The organism is Desulfovibrio sp. SGI.133 (genome assembly GCF_050313955.1).
Classification (GTDB): Bacteria; Desulfobacterota; Desulfovibrionia; order Desulfovibrionales; family Desulfovibrionaceae; genus Desulfovibrio.
The window spans coordinates 449,734-472,338 of the sequence record NZ_JBNPMK010000001.1 but is presented as its reverse complement, the minus strand read 5'-3'; the positions used below and the strand labels follow the sequence as shown (position 1 = coordinate 472,338).

The window sequence follows — 22,605 nt, the reverse complement described above, 5'->3', positions numbered from 1 at the left end:
TCCGGTATGCCCTTGGGGAAAAGAGTGTCTGTCCTTCCAAAAGAAGACAAAAGTGTGGCGGATGGGCCCTGCCGCTTTGCTGGCAAGGCCCACCCCCGAATGAGATTTATAAGCTCAGTCCCTGCAAACGTTCCAGGGCCTCGGTGGTATCCTCCTCACTGCCGAAGGCGGTGAAGCGCACATAACCTTCGCCGCTGGGTCCAAAGCCCGCACCGGGGGTGCAGACCAGGGAAGTACGGGAGAGCAGAAGGTCGAAGAACTCCCAGGAATCCATGCCGTCAGGCGTCTTTACCCAGATATAGGGGGCATGGATGCCGCCGTAGCAGGAAAGCCCCATGCCTTCGATGCCGGAGCGGATGCGGGCCGCATTGGCCATGTAGGCCGCGATAGTGGCGCGGACCTGTTCCTGTCCTTCCGGGCTGTAGACGGCCTCGGCGGCACGCTGCACGATGTAGGGGCAGCCGTTGTACTTGGTGCTCTGGCGGCGCTTCCACATGTCCTGCAGACGGACGCGGGAACCGTCCGGGCCGGGGATGGTCACCGCGGCCGGGATGGTGGTGAAGGCGCAGCGCAGGCCCGTGAATCCCGCCGTCTTGGAGAAGGAGCGGCATTCCACGGCCACTTCTTCGGCGCCGGGGATCTCGAAGATGCTGTGCGGCACCTCGCTGTCCGTATCCTTGATGAAGGCTTCGTAGGCCGCATCATAGATGATGAGGGCCCCGTGGCGGCGGGCATAGTCCACCCAGGCAGCCAGGGCATCCCTGTGCAGCACCGTGCCCGTGGGATTGTTGGGATAGCAAAGATAGATGATGTCGGGCACCGCGTCGGGAAAGTCCGGAACGAAGCCGTTGGCTTCCGTGCAGGGCAGATAGATGAGGTCGCTCCAGCGCTCGCCCGTCCACCGGCCCGCGCGGCCTGCCATGGCATTGGAATCCACATAGACGGGATAGACGGGGTCGGTGACCGCCACGCGGCAGGACAGGGAGAACAGTTCCTGGATGTTGGCCACGTCGCACTTGGAACCGTCGCTGATGAAGATGTCCGCGGCGTCCATCTGCACACCGTGGGCCCGGTAGTCATGCGCGGCGATGGCTTCGCGCAGGAAATCATACCCCTGTTCCGGGCCGTACCCCTTGAAGGAGGCGGACGAGGCCATCTCGTCCACTGCCGAATGCAGGGCCGTGATGACGGCGGGCGGCAGGGGGCGGGTCACGTCGCCGATGCCCAGGCTGATGACGGGCAGGGTGGGATGCTGTTCCCGGTGCGCGCGGACCCTGGCGGCCACCGTGGCGAAAAGATAGGCGCCGGGCAGTCCGGCGTAATGTTCGTTGCTGCGGATCATGGCTAGTCCTCCTGTCCCTGGGCAGGGCTGTATTCTCCAGAAAAAACGGTGCGGGCCGGGCCGGTCATCAGGACGTGTCCCGTCCGTTCATCCCAGCGGATGTCCAGCGTGCCGCCGCGCAACTGCACCGCCACTTCCCTTCCCGTACGGCCGGTCAGATGGCAGGCCACGGCCACGGCACAGGCGCCGGTGCCGCAGGCCAGGGTCTCTCCGGCGCCCCGTTCCCAGACGCGCATGCGTACATGTCCCGCGTCCATGAGCTGCACGAATTCGGTATTGGTGCGGCTGGGGAACCAGGGGTGGTGTTCGAAGGCCGGGCCCACCACAGGCAGATCCAGATTGTCCACATCGTCCACGAAGACCACGGCATGAGGATTGCCCATGGACACGCAGGTCACGGTCCATTCTCGATCCAGCACCCGAATGGGCTGGGCGATGCACGGGCTTTCGGGATCCGATGCCGTGTCGGGGCGGACGGGGATGCGCTGCCGGGCCAGTTCCGGTGTGCCCATGTCCACACAGACACGGGAGGGGCAGCCCCCGGCATCGTCCACTCGTTGCAGGAGCTTGACCCCGGCCAGGGTCTCCAGCCGGATGACGGACCTGTCGGTCAGGGCATGTTCCCAGGCAAAGCGTCCCACGCAGCGGGAAGCGTTGCCGCACATCTCGGCTTCGCTGCCGTCGGCATTGAACATGCGCATGCGCAGGTCGGCACTGTCCGGTGAGGTGGGCGGCAGGATAAGCACCAGCCCGTCGGAGCCCACCCCGTAATGCCTGTCGCTGACGGCACGGGCCAGCGAGGGGATGTCCCCTTCCGCAAGCCGCAGATCTTCCGAAAATCCGTCAAGATAGACGTAATCGTTGCCGCAGCCTTCCATCTTGGTGAAGGCGATCTTACGCATGGTCGTTCTCTCCTCGTGCATGGAACACTTCTTCGGTGGCGGAGGCGGTCTCCGCGTCGTGGGCGGCTTCCGCCTGACGGCGGAGCACGTTCTTGTAATCCAGCGGCATGACCTTGACGAAGAGCGGCAGGGCGGCATCCCAGTTGGCCAGCAGGGATGCGGCCTTGGCGCTGCCGGTGCAGGCCGCGTGCCGTTCCACTAGGCGGCGCAGCAGGGCCTGATCCTCTTCCTGCCAGACGGACTCCAGATCCACGCTCTCGATGTTGCAGCGGTTCTGGAAATGCTCGTCCAGATCGTAGACGAAGGCCGTGCCGCCGCTCATGCCTGCGGCGAAGTTGTAGCCGGTGCGTCCCAGTACGACGACGGTACCGCCGGTCATGTATTCGCAGCCGTGGTCGCCCACACCTTCCACCACGGCACAGGCACCGGAGTTGCGGACGGCAAAACGTTCCCCGGCCTGGCCGCAGAAGTAGGCCTCCCCGGCGGTGGCGCCGTACAGAGCCACGTTGCCGGCCACGGCCTGTTCCGCCGCCACGAAGCGGGCCCCGGCATCGGGGTGGACAACGATGGTGCCGCCGGCAAGGCCCTTGCCCGCGTAGTCATTGACGCTGCCTTCCACCTCAAGGGTCACGCCGGGGGCCAGGAAGGCCCCGAGGCTTTGCCCGGCCTGACCGTGGAAGTGGAGGTGCAGGCTGTCCTGGGGCAGACCAGCGGCCCCGTGGCGCAGGACGATGCTTCCGGAAAGGCGCGCGCCCACGGCACGGTCCACATTGCGGATGGTCCGCTCGATGCGCAGATGGTCGCACCGGCCCGCCAGCACGGGTTCGGCGGCCTGATCGAGGTCCTGTTCCAGGGCCGTAGGTTCGCAGACACGGGGGAAGCCCCCGGCATGGTGTTCGCAGGCCGCGTCAGGCGTCCAGAGCAGGCGCGAGAGGTCGAGGGAAGCCGCCCGGCCCGTGATGTCCGCACGCTGTGCCAGCAGATCGGCATGGCCGACGGCTTCGTTCAGGGAGCGGAAGCCCAGGGCGGCCAGTTCGCGGCGCACATCCCCGGCCAGCAGGCGCAGGAAGCGTTCCACATGTTCGGGGCGGCCCTTGAAGCGAGCACGCAGCTTTTCATCCTGGGTGGCGATGCCCGCCGGGCAGCGGCCCTTCATGCAGTTGCGGCACATGACGCAGCCCATGCTGACCATCAGCGCCGTCCCGAAGGCGAATTCCTCGGCACCCAGCAGGGCGGCCACGAGCACGTCGCGCCCGGTGCGCAGCAGACCGTCGGTCTGGAGGGACACCCGCCGGCGCATGCCGCAGGTCACCAGCGCCTGATGCGCCTCGGCCAGACCGGATTCCCACGGCAGGCCCACATAGTGGATGGCGGAATGAGGGCTGGCACCGGTGCCGCCGTCATGGCCGGAGATGACCACGCAGTCCGCACCGGCCTTGGCCACACCCACCGCGATGGTCCCGACACCGCTTTCGGCCACCAGCTTGACGGAGATGCGGGCCGAAGGATTGAGGTGACGGAGGTCGTAGATGAGCTGTGCCAGATCCTCGATGGAGTAGATGTCGTGATGCGGCGGCGGGGATACCAGGGAGACCCCGGGCATGGTGGCACGGACGCGGGCGATGTCCACCGTGACCTTGTAGGCGGGCAACTGGCCGCCTTCACCGGGCTTGGCACCCTGGGCCGCCTTGATCTGGATCTCTTCCGCATGGGCAAGATATTCCGCCGTGACGCCAAAGCGGCCCGAAGCGATCTGGCGGATGCGGGAGCGTGCGTCATGGCGGCGTCCGTCCGCGTCCGTCCGGGGCGTGTTGCGGGCCGGATCCTCGCCGCCTTCACCGCAGTTGGAGGGCACGCCGCAGGCATTGCAGCCTTCGGCCAGGGTGCGGTGGGCTTCGTCACTGATGGCGCCATAGGAGATGGCCGCACCGACGAAGTGCCGCAGGATGGCCTCTTCCGGCTCCACCTCGTCCAGAGGGACGGGGGCGCGGGCCGGGTCGGGTGCGATCTCCAGCAGGGAGCGCAGCGTGAAGCCCTGGGCTTCCTGTTCGTTGCAAAGGCTGGAGAAGGTCTGCCAGGCCGGGGAGGGAGCCTGTCCGTCCGTGTCTTCATTAACGGCCGTATGCAGGGTGCGCACGGTACGGGGGCTCCAGAGACGCGCCGCAGGGGCGGCAGCGGTGGTATCGGCATCGTCCCAGGCCTGCGCGTGACGCAGGGCGGCATCGCGGGCCAGGGTCTCCAGACCGATGCCGCTGATGGAGCAGGGTGTGCCCGTGAAATAACGGTCGATGACATCCTGTGACAGCCCCAGGGCCTCGAAGGGCTGCGAGCCGCGGAAGGATCGCAGGGTGGAGATGCCCAGACGGGCAAAAGCCTTGAGCAGGCCCTTCTTCAGGGCGTTGATATAGCGTTCTTGGGCGTCTTCTTCGTCAAGAGGGCCGGCGTCCGTGCTCAGGCGGCCTTCCCGGGCCATGCGGCGGACGGCATCCAGGGCCGCGTGCGGGCAGACGGCATTGACGCCGTAGCCGATGAGCTGCGCCATGTGGATGACCTCGCAGGCTTCGCCGCTTTCCGCGATGATGCCGCAGGCATGGCGAAGTCCGGCACGGATAAGATGATGGTGCAGGCCCGCGCAGGCCAGCAGGGCGGGGATGGGCGCCTTGTCCGCCGTCATGGCCGCATCGCTCACCACCAGGATGGTGGCCCCTTGGGCGATGGCAGTCTCGGCGTCAGCGAACAGGCGCTCGAGGGCCGCGCGCAGGGCTTCTCCGTCGCCGTGGGCCGGGAAGGTGGCGTCAAGGGTGACGGCCCGGACGGCGGGACGCCGCGAGGCCCGGATCCGGCGCATGTCGTCCGTGGTGAGGAAAGGATGGGGCAGGCGCAGGACAGCGCAGCTTTCGGGGCCCGGTTCCAGGATGTTGCCCGCACGCCCGGCATGGCCCATAAGCGACATGGACAGCTGTTCCCGATAGGGGTCGATGGGCGGGTTGGTCACCTGGGCGAAGCGCTGCTTGAACCAGCGGAACAGGGATTGCGGCTCGTCGCTGAGGCAGGGCAGGGGCTTGTCCGTCCCCATGGAGCAGACGGGCTCCTGGGCGTTCTCGGCCATGGGCACGAGGACCTGACGCTGCCAGCCGCTGTCGCAACCGGCCTGACGCAGGCGGCGTTCCAGGGGCGGCAGGGCGTGCGCGGCATCGCTTTCTTCGCCCATGCCGTTCAGGGTCTCAAGGCGCACGGCGTGCTTCTGGAGCCAGCGGCGCCAGGGCTGGGAGCGGATGACCTGCCCCTTGATCTCCGCATCAGGCGCGATGCGGTGGTGTTCCACGTCCGCCAGGATCATGCGCCGGGGCTGGAGCTGGCCGCGCTGGATGATGTCCTCTTCAGGTACGTCCACAAGGCCGCTTTCCGAGCCGAGTACCATCAGGCCGTCCCGGGAGACGCTCCAGCGGCAGGGGCGCAGGCCGTTGCGGTCGAGCATGGCGCCCACGCGCCGCCAGCCGTCGGTGAAGACGAGGCAGGTGGGTCCGTCCCAGGGCTCCATGAGGGACGAGTGATATTCATAGAAGGCGCGCTTGTTGTCGCCCATGACGAAGGTGGGCCCGAAGGGTTCGGGGACCATCATCATCAGGGCGTGGGGCAGGGTGTAGCCCGCGCGGACCAGCAGCTCCAGCACGTTGTCCAGGGTCCCGGAATCAGAAGTGTCGGGATTGATGACCGGCAGGGCGTCCTTCAGATGTGCCCCCAGCAGGGGCGAGGAAAGTACGGCCTCACGCACGCCCATGTGGGCCGCGTTGCCGCGCAGGGTGTTGATCTCGCCGTTATGAGCGGCCAGGCGGAAGGGCTGGGCCAGGGGCCACGAAGGCAGGGTGTTGGTGGAAAAACGTTCGTGGAACACGGCAAAAGGCGCGGCGCAGTCCTCGTCCGTCAGATCGGTATAGAACTCGCCCAGCCGGGAGCCGGGGAGCATGCCCTTGTAGACGATGCTCCGGCAGGAGCAGCTGGCCACATAGAACAGGCGGGTGTCCTGTCCCTGCCGGCGCAGTTCCTTCCAGATCAGGTTCTCGGCCATGTGCCGGGCAAGGAACAGGCGGCGTTCAAGGGCTTCGGGATCATGGAGCTCGGCGGCTTCGGGGGAGCTGGTATCCGGCAGGACGAGCAGCTGCAAAAAGCCGGGCATGGTCTGGCGGGCGGCGGGAGCCAGCACGTCTTCGCGTACAGGGACGTCGCGCTCGTCTTCCACGCGCAGGCCGCAGGCCGTGAAGATCTCACGGAAGCGCTGCAGGCACAGTGACCGCAGCGCCGCATCCCGGGGCAGGAAAAGCTGGGCCACGGCCCAGGGGGCGGCGCACACCGACAACGCGGGCCACTGGCGCAGGAAAAAGTCGCGCGGCAGGGGGAAGAGGATGCCGGCGCCGTCACCGTTCCTGCCGTCACCGCCGCCGCGATGGGCCATGCGGGTCATGGCACCCAGGGCCATGTGCATCACGTCATGACGGCTCTGACCGTCCAGATAGGCAACAAAACCCACACCGCAGGCATCATGCTCCCGGCGGGGATCGAAAAGACCGTTCATATGTCACTCCTGGGAAGGCTGGGGGAGTGGAGGGAAAATGTCCCCGGGCGGGGATGGTCATGCCCGGCCCGGGGAGACAAAGGGACAAGTTCGGGGATCAGTGCAGCCAGAGCATCTCCGCATAGGAGGGCAGCGGCCAGACGGCGGCATTGAGCATGCGCTCCAGGGCGTCGCAGTGTTCGCGGCAGGCCTGCATGGCAGGGACCACGCCGTCACGGGCGATACGGGCGGCCGTGTGGGCGTCCGCAGCGGCACGCAGCGTGGCGAGCTGCTGTTCCAAGGCGGAAAGGGCACCGTTCAGGCCCACGGTATGGCCGCGCAGGCAGGTGAAGCGCTCTTCTTCCATGGCGGCCTCGGTGCTGACGGCCCGGGTCTTGAGCACCAGGTCGGCGGCAGCGGCCTGCTCCTGCAGGGCGACGGGCAGGATCTGCGTGCGGGACATGTCCAGCATGAGCGAGGCTTCGATGGCGATGGTCTTGGCGTAGGTGTCCAGCAGGATCTCCTGCCGGGCCAGCATCTCGCGTTCGGAAAGCACGTTCTGGCGCAGGAACACGTCCATGACTTCAGGCGTGTTGTAGCGTTCCAGGGCATCCACGGTGGTGGCCAGGTTGGGCAGGCCGCGACGGGCCGCCTCCACGGGCCATTCCTCCGAATACCCGTTGCCGTTGAAGACCACGGCCTGATGTTCCCGGAACAGGCGGGGCAGCAGCTCCTGCAGGGCGGCGTTGAGGCTCGTGCCGGAACCCACAGTGGCTTCCAGCTCGGTGGCGATGTCGTCCAGGGCGCAGGCCATGGCCGTGTTCAGGGCGATGTTCACCGGTGCGATGGACTGGGAGGAACCCACGGCCCGGAATTCGAACTTGTTGCCGGTGAAGGCAAAGGGGCTGGTGCGGTTGCGGTCGGAAAGATCAACGGGCAGGGGCGGCAGGGAGGAAACGCCGATCTCCATGCTGGTGCGGCCGGGCTTGTGGGTCACACCGTTCATGATGGTGTCGATGACGTCGGTCAGCATGTCGCCCAGATAGACGGAGATGATGGCCGGCGGGGCTTCGTTGGCGCCCAGACGGTGATCGTTGCCCGCACCCACCGTACCCAGACGCAGGGCGGCGCTGTGCTTGTGCACGGCCCGCAGCACGGCGGCCAGGAAGACGAGGAACTGGGCATTGTCCAGCGGAGTCTTGCCGGGATCGAGCAGGTTGTTGCCCTCGGAATCGCTGATGGACCAGTTGTTGTGCTTGCCGCTGCCGTTGACGCCGGCAAAGGGCTTTTCGTGGAGCAGGCAGATGAAGTCATGCCGCGGCGCGATCTCGTGCAGCAGATTCATGATGAGCATGTTGTGGTCAGTGGCGATATTGGCATCCTCGTAGATGGGCGCGATCTCGAACTGACCGGGGGCCACCTCGTTATGCCGGGTCTTGGCCGGGATGCCGAGGCGGAACAGGGCGTCCTCCACATCCTGCATGAAGGCCATGACGCGCGCCGGGATGGAGCCGAAGTAGTGGTCTTCCATCTCCTGGCCCTTGGCGGGCGGGGTGCCCATCAGCGTGCGGCCCGCCAGCAGCAGGTCGGGGCGCAGGGCGGCCAGACGGCGGTCGACAAGGAAGTATTCCTGTTCCGGTCCCACACTGGGGCGCACGAAGGTGGCCGTATCGTTGCCAAACAGGCGCAGGATGCGCAGGGCCTGCCGGGAAAGGGCGGAGATGGAACGCATGAGCGGGATCTTGCGGTCCAGGGCCTCGCCCGAATAGCTGTAGAACAGGGTGGGTACATGCAGGGTGCGGCCGATGATGAAGGCAGGGACCGTGGGATCCCAGGCCGTGTAGCCGCGGGCCTCGAAGGTGGAGCGCAGACCGCCGGACGGGAAGGAGGAGGCATCAGGCTCGCCGCAGATGAGCATCTTGCCCGAGAATTCGTTGATGACGCGGCCTTCGCCGGTGGGGGTCAGGAAGGCGTCGTGCTTTTCGGCCGTCAGGCCGGTCATGGGCTGGAACCAGTGGGTGTAGTGCGTGGCGCCCTTGCTGATGGCCCAGTCCTTCATGGCGCAGGCCACGGTATCCGCGATGTCCGGGTCAAGGCGTTCGCCGCGGGCGATGGTGGCCTTCAGCATGCGGAACACGGGCTTGGGCAGGCGCTTTTGCAGGATGTCGAGGGAGAAGACGTCACAACCGAAGATGGTGTCGATCTCGGTGGCGGGGGGCTGGTGGTCCGGATGGCTCTGGGCGATCTGCCGGATGGCGTCGGTACGGGCGTTCATGAGGGACTCCTTGGAACTCTTTTTTCAGGCCCGCCGGAAAGGGGAGAGGGTGAGACCTTTCGCGGCAGGCCTGATGGGGAGGAAAACGGAAAAACTTTGGGCAGCGGATCCTTACAGGGCGGCGGGGCCGCGCTCACCGGTACGGATACGGATGGCATCCAGCACGTCGTAGATGAAGATCTTGCCGTCGCCGATCTCGCCGGTGCGGGCCACGTCGATCGCCTGCAGCACCTTTTCCAGCGCTTCGTCATGGACCACGATCTCGATCTTGATCTTGGGCAGGCAGTCCACGGCGTAGGTGGTGCCGCGATAGACTTCCGTATGCCCGTGCTGGCGGCCGAAGCCGCGCACTTCGCTGTAGTTCATGCCGTGGATGCCGATGGCGGCCAGCTGCTGCTTCACTTCTTCGAACTTGGACGGACGGATGATGATTTCGAGCTTTTTCATGATGGGCTCCAGATATTCCTGACAGCAGGTGGAGAGGTCTCGACAGTTACAGGGTGTAGCCGCGTTCGTTGTGCAGGCTAAGGTCCAGGCCCCGGATTTCGGAGGCGGGATCCACACGCAGGCCCACCAGGGAATCCGTCAGCTTCAGCAGGATGCGGCTGACCAGGTACACGAAGCTCCAGGTGGCGACGATGGAGATGACCTGGACCACGAGCTGCCACGGGTTGCCGTAGAACAGACCGTTGACGCCGTTGATGCTGGCCGAGGCGAACAGGCCGGTGGCAAAGGCCCCCCAGGTTCCGCCCACACCGTGGATGCCCACCACGTCGAGGGCATCGTCATAGCCCAGACGGTTCTTGAGCAGGATGCCGCCGTAGCAAATCATGCCGCCGGCAAAGCCGATGACCAGGGCGGGCATGGCTCCCACGAAACCGGCTGCGGGCGTGATGGAGACGAGGCCCGCCAGCGCACCGGAGATGGCACCCAGGGTCGTGGCCTTGCCGAAGCGCAGGTATTCAAGGAGCATCCAGCCGAAGATGCCGGCGGCCGTGGCCAGGTGGGTGGTGACCAGGGCGTGTCCCGCAAGGGCGTTGGCAGCCAGGGCGCTGCCAGCATTGAAGCCAAACCAGCCGAACCAGAGCAGGCCGCCGCCAAAGAGCGTCATGGGCAGGTTGTTGGGGATCATGGGCGTCTTGCCGAGATCAGTACGGGGGCCCACCGCATGGGCGCAGGCCAGGGCCGCCGCGGCGGAAGCCATGTGCACCACGGCACCACCGGCAAAGTCCACGGCGCCCAGCTTGGCCATCCAGCCGCCGCCCCAGACCCAGTGCGCCATGGGGCAATAGACAAAGACCGTCCAGAGTGCGGAAAAGACCAGCATGGCCGAGAAGCGGATGCGTTCGGCATAGGCACCGGAAATGAGCGCCACGGTAAGAGCCGCGAACATGCACTGGAACGCCATGAAGACATTGTGCGGCAGGTTGGCTGCGGGGCCGTTGGCTTCGCCTCCCACACCTATGAGGAACACATGGTCAAGGTTGCCGATAAGGCCGGAGATATCGCCGCTGAAAGCAAGGGAGTAACCGAACAGGGCCCAGAGGATGGAGACCATCCCCAGCGCGGCATAGCTGTGCATGCACGTGGAGAGGATGTTTTTCGACCGGACAAGCCCGCCGTAGAACAAGGCCAGGGCCGGAGTCATGAGCATGACGAACGTGGCGCAAAGGATGATGAACGCGGTGTCTGCAGGATTCATGGAAAACCTTCCTGTGGTCTGGCGGTGCGACAGGTATCGGGCCTGTGCACTGCGGAAAACATGATTGCCGTTTTCTCAGACAGCGAGCAGCGGCAGACGTCACAGGACAAAGCAATCCCTGTGCCAGAAGCAGATATGAGGAAGGTTTGTTGAGGTAATATATTAAAATGACTTATAAAAAATTTATATTTAACGAAAAAGCACCATAATGCAGGAGAAAAAGAATCATTGGGAAAGGCATATTTCTACCAAATAGTAGAAATATGCCGGATGCATGAACATGCGCTTTGCGGCACAAACAGAATTTGAGATTGATAGTCTTTATAAATCAACTAGATATGTAGATATTTTTATTTTTCTACCAAGATGTAGAAACTGGATACACTCTACATTGATTGAACATCCAATCACTAAAAATTGAAATATATCATATTAATATAATTATATTTTTTTAAATTTATACCAAAATGTGGACAAAGCGGAGCCGCAGGTCCGGACGGACAGACGCTATGTTACGAAGCGTTGTTTTGTGCCGGATAGTTCCCTGCGGACCAAGACAACAAGGGCGGAAAGATATGCCCTGGACAGGATCTGTGCAAAGGCGAAGCTGGCCTGCCTGCATGGTGAGGAACCCATCCTGCTTCTTGCCGGGAAAAGATGGTTTTCGTGCGCCCGCACACGGAAGCCAGAGCATGATGCGGGTATCTCCCTGTGGAACAAGAGGATGACCTTCAAACACAGACAAGGAGATCAGGATGCCCGGACAAGCATGGTTGGCAGGAAGGGGCGCAAGTGCTCTCAAGGTAGGGCGCGCCTGGCTGGGGAGCTGCTGCGGCCTGTTACTGGTGGCGGCTTTGGACAGACTGGCCGTAGGCGATTACGGCGTGCCCATGTTGATAGGTTCTTTTGGTGCCTCGGCGGTACTGCTGTTCGCAGCCCCGGACAGTCCGTTGTCCCGTCCACGCAATCTGCTGGGAGGGCACTTTTTTTCTGCTCTTGTCGGTGTGGCCTGCGCACAATGGCTGCCGCCCTTCTGGGCTGTATGCCTTTGCGTGCCCACAGCCATCGCCGTCATGCTGCTGAGCGGGACAGTACATCCGCCGGGAGGGGCCACGGCCCTTATCGCCGTCACAGGCGGAGAGCAGATCCGGCAGCTGGGCTTCTGGTATGCTGTAGTCCCCTGCCTGGCGGGTGCTGCCCTCATGCTAGCCGTAGCCTGGGCCATGACGGCAGCGGCACATCTGTGGACCCGCCTGTACGGTCGTGTGCGCGTGAAAGAGGGAGAGACGACGGGGCTCCATATCTTGTCAGGAAGGTAAAGTTCACGGACGGTTCGGCAGGGCGCAGGCTGTCGCATGACAGGATCGGAGGATCCGGCAGAGAAGGGGCGGGCCTGCCTGTATGTTCCCTGTTATCCGTCTGTCTTGCCTGCGGAAAGGGAATAGGCTACATTATAAAAGGAGTAACCGAAGCACTGTCCCTCAGTGGCTATTCCCTTTTTAAAGGAGATTGTTGATGATAAAAAAGGTCTTTACCGTGCTGTTGGGCCTTCTGGTGGCGGGTGCCATGATTTCTGTGGACTGTTCGGATGCGGCGGTCAAGCGTAACCGCGTGCGCCCGCGTACGGTCAGCAAACCGGTGACCCAGCCTGCCCCGACGGCCACGCAACAGACGACCGCTGCCCCGGCAGCGGCGGCTACGGCGACCGCTTCCAAGACGACGACCACGGCTCCTGCCGCTACGGCCACCCAGCCCACTACGGCCCAGGGCATGCCCTTTGGCCAGACGATGGCCCCCGGCCAGACCATGGCCGCACCGCAGTCGCAGGGCAGCGGCATGGGCAGCGCCCTGCTGGGGGTGGGTGCCGGCCTTGCCGGCGGCTATCTGCTCAACAGCGCTCTGTCCGGCTCTGATGCCACCGCCGCTACCGCTGCTGCGCCTGCCGAAGGTGGACAGCCCGCCGCGGCTGCTGCCCCGGCTCCTGCGGCTGCTCCGGCCTCGCCTGTGGCGAACCTGCTGGGCTACGATACGGCCAACTACTGCACCCAGCTCTCGCAGGGCAATGCTGACGTCATGCAGCAGTGTACTGCCGCTGAGGCCGCAGCTACGGCGGCTTTCCGCCAGTGTGTGGCCATGTCCACTGGGTTGAACGGCATCGGCAGCTACGATGCCCTGCTGCGCTGCCTGCGCGGCACGCCCGCTGCTCAATAGGCCGGGCTTCCTGTAATCACAACATACCGCCCCGTCTGATGTTTTCAGGCGGGGCGGTATTGTTTGGCAGGACATAGTGGGAGAGAAGATAAATGGAAAGACTGCTGACTAGAAGGCCAGCCGGGGGGCTGCCAACAGTCTGTCGATGTCTGCATATGGGATGGAATGTTTTTTTAGCAAGGCTTCGAGGGCAGGGGGCCCACAGGAGAATGTCCGGTGACCGCGCCCCCGAGGTACGCTTCAAAAAAAAATCGTTTTCTTTCCTCAAGAGCATTGACAGGCTGCCCGCTTTTCTATAAGAACACCCTCACGACGCGCTCGTAGCTCAGCTGGATAGAGCAACAGGCTACGAACCTGTAGGCCAGGAGTTCGAATCTCTTCGGGCGCACCACAACAAAAACAAGCGGTTAGCTGTAACAGGCTACCGCTTTTTTTGTATCTTTTCTTCAGCAGGGCGTGCGGGCAAAGATGCCGCATGCTATCGCGCTGTCCCTGTCCAGAGCCTCCCCCTTTACTTGAAGAGGATATGGTGAGCAGTTTTCACGTCCAAGGCGAGGCGTGGAGAGACTGACTATCGCTTTGCCCTGCTATCTTTCCTTATTGATCTCGCTCATGGCGGACACCGGCCTCCCCGCTCTGGGGGGCGCCTCATTATTTTGAACAGTCTGGAAGAGAGTAGTTTCTCGAAGTCCCAAGAAGTCAGCAACCCGGAATTGGTTCACCTTAGTTTCGCTGCTGACGAAGTAAGAGTGCCTGGTCGTGATCGTATTACCGGGAAGCCTCGGATACAAAAAAAGGCCCCGCCGGAAGCGGGGCCTTTTTTATTCAGTCGGAAGCGGGGGCTTCGCGGCGGCTTAGTACATGCCGCCCATGCCACCCATGCCGCCCATGCCGTCAGGCATGGCAGGAGCGTCCTTCTTGGGTTCGGGCTTTTCGGAGATGGCGCATTCGGTGGTCAGCAGCAGGGAGGCCACGGAAGCAGCGTTCAGCAGGGCGGTACGGGTCACCTTCTTGGGGTCGATGACGCCGGCCTTGATGAGGTCTTCGTATTCGCCGGTAGCGGCGTTGAAGCCGAAGCCGTCCTTGCCCTGGCGGACCTTTTCCACAACGATGGAGCCTTCAAAGCCGGCGTTGTGGGCGATCTGGCGCAGAGGAGCTTCGATGGCGTTGCGGATGATGTTCACGCCGGCCAGTTCGTCGTCGTCAGCGGGCTTGATGCTGTCGAGCACCTTGGACACGCGGATCAGAGCGGTACCGCCGCCAGGCACGATGCCTTCTTCCACAGCAGCGCGGGTAGCGTTCAGGGCATCTTCCACGCGGTCCTTCTTTTCCTTCATTTCCACTTCGGTAGCGGCACCCACATGGACCACGGCCACGCCGCCCACCAGCTTGGCCAGGCGTTCCTGCAGCTTTTCGCGGTCGTAATCGGAGGTGGATTCTTCCACCTGGGCGCGGATCTGCTTCACGCGGGCCTTGATTTCGTCGGCCTTGCCGGCGCCGTCAACGATGGTGGTGTCTTCCTTCTTGACCACCACGCGCTTGGCGGTACCCAGGTCGTTGAGGGTCATGTTTTCCAGCTTGGTGCCGGTGTCGTCAGAAGCCACCTGGCCGCCGGTCAGGATGGCGATATCCTGCAGCATGGCCTTGCGGCGATCGCCGAAGCCGGGGGCCTTGATGGCCACGACCTGCAGGGCGCCACGCAGCTTGTTGACCACCAGGGTAGCCAGGGCTTCGCCTTCCACGTCTTCGGCCAGAATCACCAGAGGACGATTGACCTTGGCGACCTGTTCGAGCACGGGCAGCATGTCCTTCATGCTGGAGATCTTCTTTTCAGTGCACAGGATGTAGGGGTTGTCCATCTCGCATTCCATCTTCTCCGCGTTGGTCACGAAGTAGGGAGAGAGATAGCCGCGGTCGAAGCGCATGCCTTCCACCACGTCCATGGTGGTTTCCAGGCCCTTGGCTTCTTCAACGGTGATCACGCCTTCCTTGCCAACCTTGGCCATGGCTTCGGCGATGATGTTGCCGATGGTGGCGTCGGAGTTGGCAGAGATGGTACCGATCTGGGCGATTTCCTTCTGGTCGCGGGTGGGCTTGGCCAGGTTGGCCAGTTCGCCGATCAGGGCTTCCACGCCCTTGTCGATGCCGCGCTTGATGGCCATGGGATTGCGGCCGGCAGCCACCAGCTTCACGCCTTCGTGGTAGATGGCCTGGGCCAGGATGGTGGCGGTGGTGGTACCGTCACCGGCGGCGTCGGAGGTCTTGGAGGCGACTTCCTTCACCAGCTGGGCGCCCATGTTCTCGAACTTGTCGTCCAGTTCGATTTCCTTGGCAACGGTCACGCCGTCCTTGGTGATGACGGGAGCGCCGAAGGACTTTTCGATGGCAACGTTACGACCCTTGGGGCCGAGGGTCACCTTCACGGCATTGGCCAGCTTATCAACACCACGCGCCAGTTTTTCGCGGGCTTTCACGTCGAAGAGAACTTCTTTAGCGGACATTATATTTTCCTCCTGGGAATAATCGAAAAGCGGAGAGAGTGTATGACCGGCGCGTGTGCGTTAGTCGGTCAGGATGGCGAGGATGTCTTCTTCGCGCATCACCAGATGGTCGATGCCGTCCAGCTTGACTTCGGTGCCGGCGTACTTGTTGAAGAGCACCTGATCACCCTTCTTGACGGCCAGTTCAACGCGGGTGCCGTTTTCCAGGACCTTGCCGGGACCGGTAGCGATCACCTGACCCTTGCAGGGCTTTTCCTTGGCGGTGTCGGGGATGTACAGACCGCCGGCGGTCTTTTCTTCGGTTTCCAGGCGCTTGACCAGCACACGATCGTTCAGGGGCTGCAGTTTCATGGTGTCAGATCCTCCAAAAATTTTTATGGCCACGCTTGGGTGGCATGCACAGCGTCCGCGGGGCGGAGCTGAAATTATCGCGTCATGACCGCCGTAAACCATTGCTGCGGTCCCGCAACGGGATAGTAGATAAGACACTCTTTGCGCTTGAAAAGGGGCAAAAAGGAATTTTTTTTGCAGAAAAGTCGATTTTTATCATAAAAATAAATAATATCAACATGTTATAAAGATAAAAAACTTTTCTTCCCAGCTGCTTTCCCGGGTACTGGGGGATGCCGGAAAAAACGCGGCGGGAGCAGGGTGAAAAAATGTAGAGGATGCGGCTGCAAGCGTGCAGCCAGCCTTGTGTCGGCACAGGCAATCCGGGGTGAGGGGGGAGACCGGATGCATCGGGGCAGACGCTGGGATGGTTGCGGGCCCCAAAAAAGAAAGGCCCCGCATGGGCGGGGCCTGAAAACAGCTATCTGCAAGATAGGCTAGTCTTTGTTGCCGAACAGCTGATCCGGCGGCAGGACCGTGAAACCGTTGGCCTTGAGCAGGTCCACGGCCTGGTCGGTCTTGTCGAAACGGAAGATCATGATGGCACAGTCAGCTTCACGGGTGATGAAGGCATACATGTATTCCACATTGATGCCATGCTGCGAGACGAACTGCAGCACGCTGTCCAGACCGCCGGGGGTATCGGGCACCTGCACGGCGACCACGCTGGTGCGGCCCAGGGTAAAGCTGTGTTCCTTAAGAACGGACTTGGCTTTTTCCTGGTCATCAACGATGAGGCGCAGGATACCGAAATCGGAGGTATCAGCCAGGGAAAGAGCGCGGATGTTGACGCCGGCCTCAGCCAGCGTATGGGTCACTTCGGCCAGACGGCCGGCGCGGTTTTCCAGAAAAACGGAAAGTTGTTCAGCTTTCATGGCAGGATCCTCTACGCTTTGGGAGCATCGTCGCCCGAGGTGGGCTTTTTGTCCTTGCCGGGGGTGATGTCGATCTCGTCAGGCTCGGACGAGGCCCGGCGGAAATTTCGGATGGCCCGTCCCAGCCCGCCACCGATCTCCGGCAGTTTGTTGGCGCCGAAGATGAGCAGCACTACGATCAAAATAAGTAACAGTTCCTGCATGCCGATGCCGAACATGGGGGCCTCCCTTGAATGTTGAGCCTTTCAGGCCATTGATTTGAAAAACATACGACGTGAAGGTGCCGAGGTCAAGACGTGCTGCGCTAAAGGACACCTCGCATGCGCTTGCGTACCTGCTGGGGAGAGGCGGGTGCCTTGAATCCCGCCTCGATGAGACTGTGGGCGACCATGTCGCGGGCGGCGCGGCTCCTGCCGCCCATGACCACCACCAGCAGACGGGTCTTGCCACGGCGGGCCGTGACGATGATGTTGTAACCGGAGGCCACGGTCCAGCCCGTTTTCAGACCATCGACACCGGGGATGCCCAGCATGGTGTTGGTGGCCCCCAGGGTACGCCCGTTGAAGCGGAAGGAGCGCAGGCTGTGGTAGCGCATGGCCTGGGGATGGCTGCGCAGATAGGCGCGGGCCAGGGTGGCCATGTCGCGGGCCGTGGTGCGCTGGCCTGCTGCGGGTAGGCCCGTGGGGTTCTTGAAGACCGTCCGGGTCATGCCGAGCTGGCGTGCCTTGTGGTTCATAAGGTGGGTGAAGTTGCGGCTGTTGCCGCTGATATGCTGGGATATGGCCATGGCGGCGTCATTGCCCGAAGCCACGGCCATACCGGTAAGGAGCTGGTCCACGGTGACTCGCTGGCGGGGACGCAAACGCATGCTGGAACCGCCCACCCGGGCCGTAGGATGGACACGGATGCTGGTGTTGCGTTTCAGGCGGCCCATCTTGATGCGGTCCATGACCACATACATGGTCATGACCTTGGTCAGAGAGGCGGGCGGGATGGACAGATTGGGGTTGTGTTCGTACAGCACCTTGCCGTTGCTCAGGTTGATCATGACGGCAGCGCGGGCCCTGCGGGCCGCATCGGCACCGGCAGGCAGCGAGAGCATGGCAAGGACAAGCAGCAGGACGCACAGCCAGCGCCCCGGGATGGAGGGGGAGTGGAACATGAGCTTCAGGCCGTATGGTGGTAGGTTTGATGGGCTTCTTCCACAGCCTGCATGGCGATGGCCAGCAGCACGGGGCCGATGATGAGCCCCATGGGACCAAAACTGCCAAGACCGCAGAGGATGGCGATGATCAGCACGAAAAAAGGAGCGTTGATGCCCTGTTGCAGGAACAGGGGGCGCAGGATGTTGTCCACGCTGGTCACGGCCAGCGTGCCCCAGAGGGCCAGGCCCACGGCGGGCATGGTGGCGCCGGAGAACCAGAGGGAAAGACAGAGCGGGCCCCAGACAAGCGCCGTGCCCACAAAGGGGATGGGCGCCACGACCGTGGCAAGCAGCCCCCAGAAGGCAGGCTGCTTGATGCCCGCCACGGCAAAGCCGATACCGCACAGGACCCCCTGGGCGATGGCCACCAGGACGATGCCCAGCATGACGCCCTGCAGTGCCCGGCGGATGGCCAGGACGAAACGGCGCAGCATGGTGGCAGGGATATGGAAGATGCGGGCCGTGATCAGGTTGATGCGGCTTGCGTAGGCGGCAAAGATGACCGTAAGCGTCACGAAGAGGAAAAGGGTCCAGAGGACAGTCATGGTGCCGCCCAGTACGTCTACGCTGCGGTTGATGAGCAGGCCCATGGTATCGGCCAGCATGGCATCGAGGTTGCTGAGGAACTCCGAGATCATCTTGTCCACTTTGGGATAGTCCGCCAGGCTGTGACGCAGCTCCTGGAATCGCATGACCCATTCGGGCGGCAGCTGGAAGTTGTTTGCCTGAAGTTCCCGCAGCCTGGCCAGACCGCCGGCCACCTGGGGCGACACCAGCAGTACCAGGGTGCTGATGGGGATGACCACAGCCGAGAAGATCATGACGATATAGCCGTACAGCGGTAGGCGATGGGAGCAGGAGATCACGATGTGCCCCAGCCTGCCCGGATGGCGCAGACGCAGACGCTTGCGCCAGTGCCGGATCGTGCAGCGCATACGCCGGTAGACGGGCAGCGTCAGGCAGGCGAAGCATCCGGCCATGACGATGGTGACGGGGTTGGGGCGGAGCAGCAGGAACCAGGCCAGTGCGGCAAGGATGTACAGGAGGCGCGGCAACATGTTGGGCATGTGGGAACCTTTAAGCGGCAGAATAGGTCTGGGCGAGGATAGCACGCGGGGCCGGAGCTGCCAAGTTCCCTGTGGGAAGAGGGACGACCGCGGGACAGAAGCCGAAAAAAAGCCCTGTGCAGGGATGCAGCAGGGCTTGAGAGTGTTCCGGTGCCAACGGTTAGTCGAAGATGCTGGAGCCGCGGAAGGTGATGTCCACGATCTCATAGGTGACGCGGCCGCGCGGGATGTCCACGCTCACTTCGTCGCCCACTTCCTTGCCCAGGAGGGCCTGGCCCACGGGAGAAAGGAAGGAGATGGAGCCCTTGGCGGGTTCGGCTTCATCGGGACCAAGGATGGTGTAGGTGCGGCTTTCTTCGGTGTCCACGTCTTCCACTTCCACCGTGGAGCCGAAGATGACCTTGTCACCGCTCAGCTTGTCCAGGTCAATCACCTGGTAAAGGGCCATGCGGGACTCGATATACTTGATGCGCGCTTCCGCCATACCCTGGCGTTCGCGGGCGGCATCATAACCGGCGTTTTCACGCAGGTCGCCTTCTTCACGGGCTTCCTTGATGGCCTGGATGATGGCGGGGCGTTCGCTCTTCAGGCGGGCCAGCTCTTCTTCCAGACGCTTGTAGCCCTGCTTGGAAATGGGGATATTGGTCACGGCCATGATACACCTCTGTTCGTCGGATGAAAAAAAAGCGTCCGCTGCGCGGGCAGCGGAGCGCGAGAAAATTGCATTCGTTCTTCAGACTATAGCCGTTGCGTCACTATTGGTCAAGCCCTGCAGGCCATACGGATCACCCGTCTGCCGGGATGCCGCCGGGCATGTTGAGGCTTGCACCGGGAGGCAGCTGCGTATATGGTGAAGATAATTTGAACAACTTCTTACCTTGCCGGAACGCCATGAAAAAATACTTGCGTTACCTGGGGCCTGTACTCATAACGGCACTTTTCGTGCTGGCCATATATCTCCTGTATCACAAGCTCAAAGCTTACAGCATCGCCCAGATCAGAGAAAGCATCCAGCAGGTCTCCACGGGCAGCATCTGTTTCTCCATCGGCCTGATGATCGTCAATTATATCATCCTGGTGGGCTATGACTGGCTCGCCCTGAAGGCCATCCACAAATCCTTGCCCCTGCCGCGTGTGGGGCTCGTTTCCCTTGTAGGACAAGCCGTCAGCTACAACTTCGGGGCCCTGCTGGGCGGTACGAGCGTCCGCTACCGGTTCTATTCTGCCTGGGGTTTTTCCCTGGTCGAGATCGTCCGCCTCGTGCTCATGCTGGCCGTCACCTTCTGGGTCGGCGCTCTGGGACTGTGCGGCGTGGTCTTCCTGCTGGCGCCGCCCGTGATCCCCGACGAGCTGCTGGCCAAGATGCCCATCCAGGACGTGCGCTTCCTCGGGGGCATCCTGCTGGCCATCGCTCTTTCCTATCTGGTGCTGTGCTTCACCGTCCGCAAGCCGGTCCATATCTTCGGCAAGGAATTCGTCTTCCCCATCCCCCGCATCGCCGTGGCCCAGATGGTCGTGGCGGGGGTGGACCTGATCGCTGCCGCCGCCTGCATGTATGTGCTGCTGCCCGATGATCTGGGCATCGGCTTCATCGACTTCCTGCCCAGCTACCTCATGGCGCAGGTGGCCGTAGTGTTGACCCATGTGCCCGGCGGCGTGGGGGTCTTCGAGCTGGTCATCCTGCACCTGACGCATACCCCGCGCGAGCAGGCTGTTTTTGCCGCGGTGCTGCTGTTCCGTCTGATCTATTTCATCCTGCCGTTGCTGGCCGCCGCGGCTCTGCTGGCCGTGTATGAAGCCCGGCAAAGCCGCAATACCCTGCGGGAAGCGGGTCGCTGGCTTTCGGTACTTTCCCATTCCATCGCGGCCTACACCACCTTCGTGGGCGGCTGCATCCTGCTGGTCTCCGCCATGCTGCCGACGCTGCCCGCCGTGGTGGCGCAGCTTGACGACTTCCTTCCCCGTACCCTGCTCATGGGAGGACATCTGGTTTGTGCGCTTTCCGGTGCCTTGCTGCTCTTTGTGGCCTATGGCCTGGAGCGGCGCCAGAACCGTGCTTTCTGGATGGCGGTGATCCTGTTGCTGCTGGGCATCGCAGGGGCTCTGCTCAAGGGGCTCTCCTTCCTGGCCGCCGGAGCTGCTTTGGTGGTGCTTATAACGGTCTGGCTGTCCCGGCGTCGCTTCTACCGTTCTTCCTTCTTCTGGGAAGAAGCCATCCCGGCACACTGGCTGGTCCTTGCTTTTGCGGCTCTGGGCTTGGCCATGGGCCTGGGCTGGTTCATCTACCATCCGGCATGGGACAGGGCCACCCTGTGGGGCTTTGAGCAGCACTTCAACGCTTCGCGCGTTCTGCTGGCCGATGTGGGTATCGCGGTCGTGGTCCTGGTGTCGTGGCTCGTTCGGGTCAGCCTGCGGGCCCGTAAGCGCCTGCAGGAACGCAACCTGCAATCCGGGCGTGTCCCGCGCGCCTGAAGTTGAGATGTACCTGAGGGCTGTCCCGTATGGGGCAGCCTTTTTCGTTGGTGGGGCATCGGACCGGTAAAGGGGGGACCGGAGGGGGCTGTCCGTTGTCTGGCTGCAGGTGCCCGGGCCGGGACATGCCATGTGCCTGGCAAGGTGGCAATGCCAGGGCAGCAGAAACGCCGGCTATTGCCGCTATACTGGTGTGTTGGGGCATCTTTCAGGCTGGAAGACGCCCGTTACCATTCGGAGGTATGGACCATGATGACGGAAGAAATCCTGTATGCCCGCCTCAAGGAGGCATTGCGTGATGCCATCGCACGGCATCATCTGGACGAGCGCAGCATCAGCCTGAAAAGCCGCGGCCTTACCCCGGAAGAAGCCATAGGGAGGACCGCGCGCACGGACTATCCCATCCTTAACGGCAGGGAAGTCATGCTCCAGGCCCGGTTCGGCGAGGCCCTTGGGCAGGCCTTCACCAGTGCGCCGGTGGATTTCGAGGGCTCGCTGGCCGATGTGCTGGCACTGGATACGGTGCATGATCCCCAGGCAGCCGGGATGCTGGTGGCCACGCTCAATGCCGTTTTGCGCGCCGTGGGCGAGATCGACAATACGGTCCACTGCCGCGATGACGGGCCGGAGTTGTGTGCGGAACGGTATGCCGCTCTTGTCCGGGAACGCTTCGGTACGCCGCGCATCGCTCTGGTGGGCTTCCAGCCTGCGCTGCTGGCACGGCTGTCCAAAGAATTCAGCGTGCGGGTGCTGGATCTCAATCCCGAGATCGTGGGGACGGTACGTTCCGGCGTTCTGGTGGAAGACGGCATGGCAGCCTATCAGGATGTGGTGCGGGATTGGGCCGAGCTGGTGCTGTGCACGGGCAGCACGCTTTGCAATGGTTCGTTCGTCAACTTTCTGGATATCGGCAAGCCGGTGCTGTTCTTCGGTACCTCCTGTGCCGGGGCGGCACACATTCTGGGAGCGGAACGTTTCTGCCCCATGTCGGCCTGAGGTCTTGCCTGGGGACATCATGGCCCCCCTTGTTGGGCTGTCGGGAGAATGTCGGCTGTCCGACGTCATCCTGACAGGTGAGGGATTTCAGACTGTCGGCATATGCGGAGGTAAGC

The 22,605-nt window shown here is 62.9% G+C and carries 17 protein-coding genes and 1 tRNA gene; 5 read left to right on the top strand and 13 right to left on the bottom strand.

The features are described from left to right. Positions 1 to 106 precede the first annotated feature (106 nt). The 6 genes from ACQRBR_RS02215 to ACQRBR_RS02190 form a co-directional block, all read right to left on the bottom strand. Positions 107 to 1,342, bottom strand: a complete 1,236-nt coding sequence (locus ACQRBR_RS02215) for an LL-diaminopimelate aminotransferase (protein WP_427812197.1) — start codon at positions 1,340 to 1,342, stop codon at positions 107 to 109. Between the two features lie 2 nt (positions 1,343 to 1,344). Further along, entirely contained in the window at positions 1,345 to 2,244 is a 900-nt protein-coding gene (gene dapF, locus ACQRBR_RS02210; RefSeq protein WP_427812196.1) for a diaminopimelate epimerase, read from the bottom strand. Then, complete coding sequence (gene gltB, locus ACQRBR_RS02205) at positions 2,237 to 6,817, bottom strand: glutamate synthase large subunit (RefSeq protein ID WP_427812195.1); 4,581 nt, start codon at positions 6,815 to 6,817, stop codon at positions 2,237 to 2,239. Before gltB ends, dapF begins: the two co-directional genes overlap by 8 nt. A 97-nt stretch (positions 6,818 to 6,914) precedes the next feature. After that, entirely contained in the window at positions 6,915 to 9,071 is a 2,157-nt protein-coding gene (locus tag ACQRBR_RS02200) for a glutamine synthetase III (RefSeq protein ID WP_427812194.1), read from the bottom strand. 111 nt (positions 9,072 to 9,182) lie between these two features. Beyond that, positions 9,183 to 9,518, bottom strand: coding sequence for a P-II family nitrogen regulator (locus ACQRBR_RS02195; protein ID WP_427812193.1), 336 nt, complete (start codon positions 9,516 to 9,518; stop codon positions 9,183 to 9,185). A 46-nt stretch (positions 9,519 to 9,564) separates the two neighbouring features. Continuing rightward, positions 9,565 to 10,773 (bottom strand): ammonium transporter, encoded by a 1,209-nt coding sequence (locus ACQRBR_RS02190; protein ID WP_304020505.1) that lies wholly within the window; start codon positions 10,771 to 10,773, stop codon positions 9,565 to 9,567. 755 nt (positions 10,774 to 11,528) lie between these two features. Here ACQRBR_RS02190 and ACQRBR_RS02185 point away from each other — a divergent pair. The 3 genes from ACQRBR_RS02185 to ACQRBR_RS02175 all read left to right on the top strand — a co-directional run bounded on the left by ACQRBR_RS02185 (position 11,529) and on the right by ACQRBR_RS02175 (position 13,375). Then, positions 11,529 to 12,092, top strand: coding sequence for an HPP family protein (locus ACQRBR_RS02185; protein WP_427812192.1), 564 nt, complete (start codon positions 11,529 to 11,531; stop codon positions 12,090 to 12,092). Between the two features lie 196 nt (positions 12,093 to 12,288). Continuing rightward, positions 12,289 to 12,984 (top strand): hypothetical protein, encoded by a 696-nt coding sequence (locus ACQRBR_RS02180; protein ID WP_427812191.1) that lies wholly within the window; start codon positions 12,289 to 12,291, stop codon positions 12,982 to 12,984. A 314-nt stretch (positions 12,985 to 13,298) separates the two neighbouring features. Next, positions 13,299 to 13,375 (top strand) — tRNA-Arg (locus tag ACQRBR_RS02175). A gap of 463 nt (positions 13,376 to 13,838) precedes the next feature. Here ACQRBR_RS02175 and groL read toward each other — a convergent pair. The 7 genes from groL to greA all read right to left on the bottom strand — a co-directional run bounded on the left by groL (position 13,839) and on the right by greA (position 19,670). After that, complete coding sequence (groL, locus tag ACQRBR_RS02170) at positions 13,839 to 15,485, bottom strand: chaperonin GroEL (protein ID WP_006004682.1); 1,647 nt, start codon at positions 15,483 to 15,485, stop codon at positions 13,839 to 13,841. A gap of 60 nt (positions 15,486 to 15,545) precedes the next feature. Beyond that, positions 15,546 to 15,836 carry a co-chaperone GroES gene (gene groES, locus ACQRBR_RS02165; protein WP_006004684.1) on the bottom strand — a complete coding sequence of 97 codons (291 nt, stop codon included), beginning with the start codon at positions 15,834 to 15,836 and terminating at the stop codon, positions 15,546 to 15,548. A gap of 476 nt (positions 15,837 to 16,312) precedes the next feature. Then, positions 16,313 to 16,750, bottom strand: coding sequence for an ACT domain-containing protein (locus ACQRBR_RS02160; RefSeq protein WP_006004690.1), 438 nt, complete (start codon positions 16,748 to 16,750; stop codon positions 16,313 to 16,315). Between the two features lie 11 nt (positions 16,751 to 16,761). Beyond that, complete coding sequence (locus ACQRBR_RS02155) at positions 16,762 to 16,968, bottom strand: twin-arginine translocase TatA/TatE family subunit (protein WP_006004692.1); 207 nt, start codon at positions 16,966 to 16,968, stop codon at positions 16,762 to 16,764. Positions 16,969 to 17,054: 86 nt separating this feature from the next. Then, positions 17,055 to 17,912: a D-alanyl-D-alanine carboxypeptidase family protein gene (locus ACQRBR_RS02150; RefSeq protein WP_168934984.1), complete on the bottom strand. Its 858-nt coding sequence runs from the start codon at positions 17,910 to 17,912 to the stop codon at positions 17,055 to 17,057. A 5-nt stretch (positions 17,913 to 17,917) separates the two neighbouring features. Then, positions 17,918 to 19,021 carry an AI-2E family transporter gene (locus ACQRBR_RS02145; protein ID WP_006004696.1) on the bottom strand — a complete coding sequence of 368 codons (1,104 nt, stop codon included), beginning with the start codon at positions 19,019 to 19,021 and terminating at the stop codon, positions 17,918 to 17,920. Positions 19,022 to 19,181: 160 nt separating this feature from the next. Further along, the gene (greA, locus tag ACQRBR_RS02140; RefSeq protein WP_040369181.1) at positions 19,182 to 19,670 is read right to left on the bottom strand and encodes a transcription elongation factor GreA; all 489 of its coding nucleotides are present in this window, start codon (positions 19,668 to 19,670) and stop codon (positions 19,182 to 19,184) included. Positions 19,671 to 19,912: 242 nt separating this feature from the next. On the opposite strand from greA, the gene ACQRBR_RS02135 reads away from it, so the two are divergent. Together ACQRBR_RS02135 and ACQRBR_RS02130 are read left to right on the top strand one after the other, a co-directional pair. Next, a complete protein-coding gene (locus ACQRBR_RS02135) occupies positions 19,913 to 21,493 on the top strand; it encodes a lysylphosphatidylglycerol synthase domain-containing protein (RefSeq protein WP_321126814.1) in 1,581 nt (526 codons plus the stop codon). Positions 21,494 to 21,742: 249 nt separating this feature from the next. Next, entirely contained in the window at positions 21,743 to 22,489 is a 747-nt protein-coding gene (locus ACQRBR_RS02130) for a Rossmann-like domain-containing protein (protein ID WP_427812190.1), read from the top strand. Positions 22,490 to 22,605: the final 116 nt, after the last annotated feature.

What these genes read in the sequence shown, in the direction of transcription:
- ACQRBR_RS02215 (WP_427812197.1), bottom strand. Translation starts at nt 1,342, where the DNA reads ATGATCCGCAGCAACGAACATTACGCCGGACTGCCCGGCGCCTATCTT.
- dapF (WP_427812196.1), bottom strand. Translation starts at nt 2,244, where the DNA reads ATGCGTAAGATCGCCTTCACCAAGATGGAAGGCTGCGGCAACGATTAC.
- gltB (WP_427812195.1), bottom strand. Translation starts at nt 6,817, where the DNA reads ATGAACGGTCTTTTCGATCCCCGCCGGGAGCATGATGCCTGCGGTGTG.
- ACQRBR_RS02200 (WP_427812194.1), bottom strand. Translation starts at nt 9,071, where the DNA reads ATGAACGCCCGTACCGACGCCATCCGGCAGATCGCCCAGAGCCATCCG.
- ACQRBR_RS02195 (WP_427812193.1), bottom strand. Translation starts at nt 9,518, where the DNA reads ATGAAAAAGCTCGAAATCATCATCCGTCCGTCCAAGTTCGAAGAAGTG.
- ACQRBR_RS02190 (WP_304020505.1), bottom strand. Translation starts at nt 10,773, where the DNA reads ATGAATCCTGCAGACACCGCGTTCATCATCCTTTGCGCCACGTTCGTC.
- ACQRBR_RS02185 (WP_427812192.1), top strand. Translation starts at nt 11,529, where the DNA reads ATGCCCGGACAAGCATGGTTGGCAGGAAGGGGCGCAAGTGCTCTCAAG.
- ACQRBR_RS02180 (WP_427812191.1), top strand. Translation starts at nt 12,289, where the DNA reads ATGATAAAAAAGGTCTTTACCGTGCTGTTGGGCCTTCTGGTGGCGGGT.
- groL (WP_006004682.1), bottom strand. Translation starts at nt 15,485, where the DNA reads ATGTCCGCTAAAGAAGTTCTCTTCGACGTGAAAGCCCGCGAAAAACTG.
- groES (WP_006004684.1), bottom strand. Translation starts at nt 15,836, where the DNA reads ATGAAACTGCAGCCCCTGAACGATCGTGTGCTGGTCAAGCGCCTGGAA.
- ACQRBR_RS02160 (WP_006004690.1), bottom strand. Translation starts at nt 16,750, where the DNA reads ATGAAAGCTGAACAACTTTCCGTTTTTCTGGAAAACCGCGCCGGCCGT.
- ACQRBR_RS02155 (WP_006004692.1), bottom strand. Translation starts at nt 16,968, where the DNA reads ATGTTCGGCATCGGCATGCAGGAACTGTTACTTATTTTGATCGTAGTG.
- ACQRBR_RS02150 (WP_168934984.1), bottom strand. Translation starts at nt 17,912, where the DNA reads ATGTTCCACTCCCCCTCCATCCCGGGGCGCTGGCTGTGCGTCCTGCTG.
- ACQRBR_RS02145 (WP_006004696.1), bottom strand. Translation starts at nt 19,021, where the DNA reads ATGCCCAACATGTTGCCGCGCCTCCTGTACATCCTTGCCGCACTGGCC.
- ACQRBR_RS02135 (WP_321126814.1), top strand. Translation starts at nt 19,913, where the DNA reads ATGAAAAAATACTTGCGTTACCTGGGGCCTGTACTCATAACGGCACTT.
- ACQRBR_RS02130 (WP_427812190.1), top strand. Translation starts at nt 21,743, where the DNA reads ATGATGACGGAAGAAATCCTGTATGCCCGCCTCAAGGAGGCATTGCGT.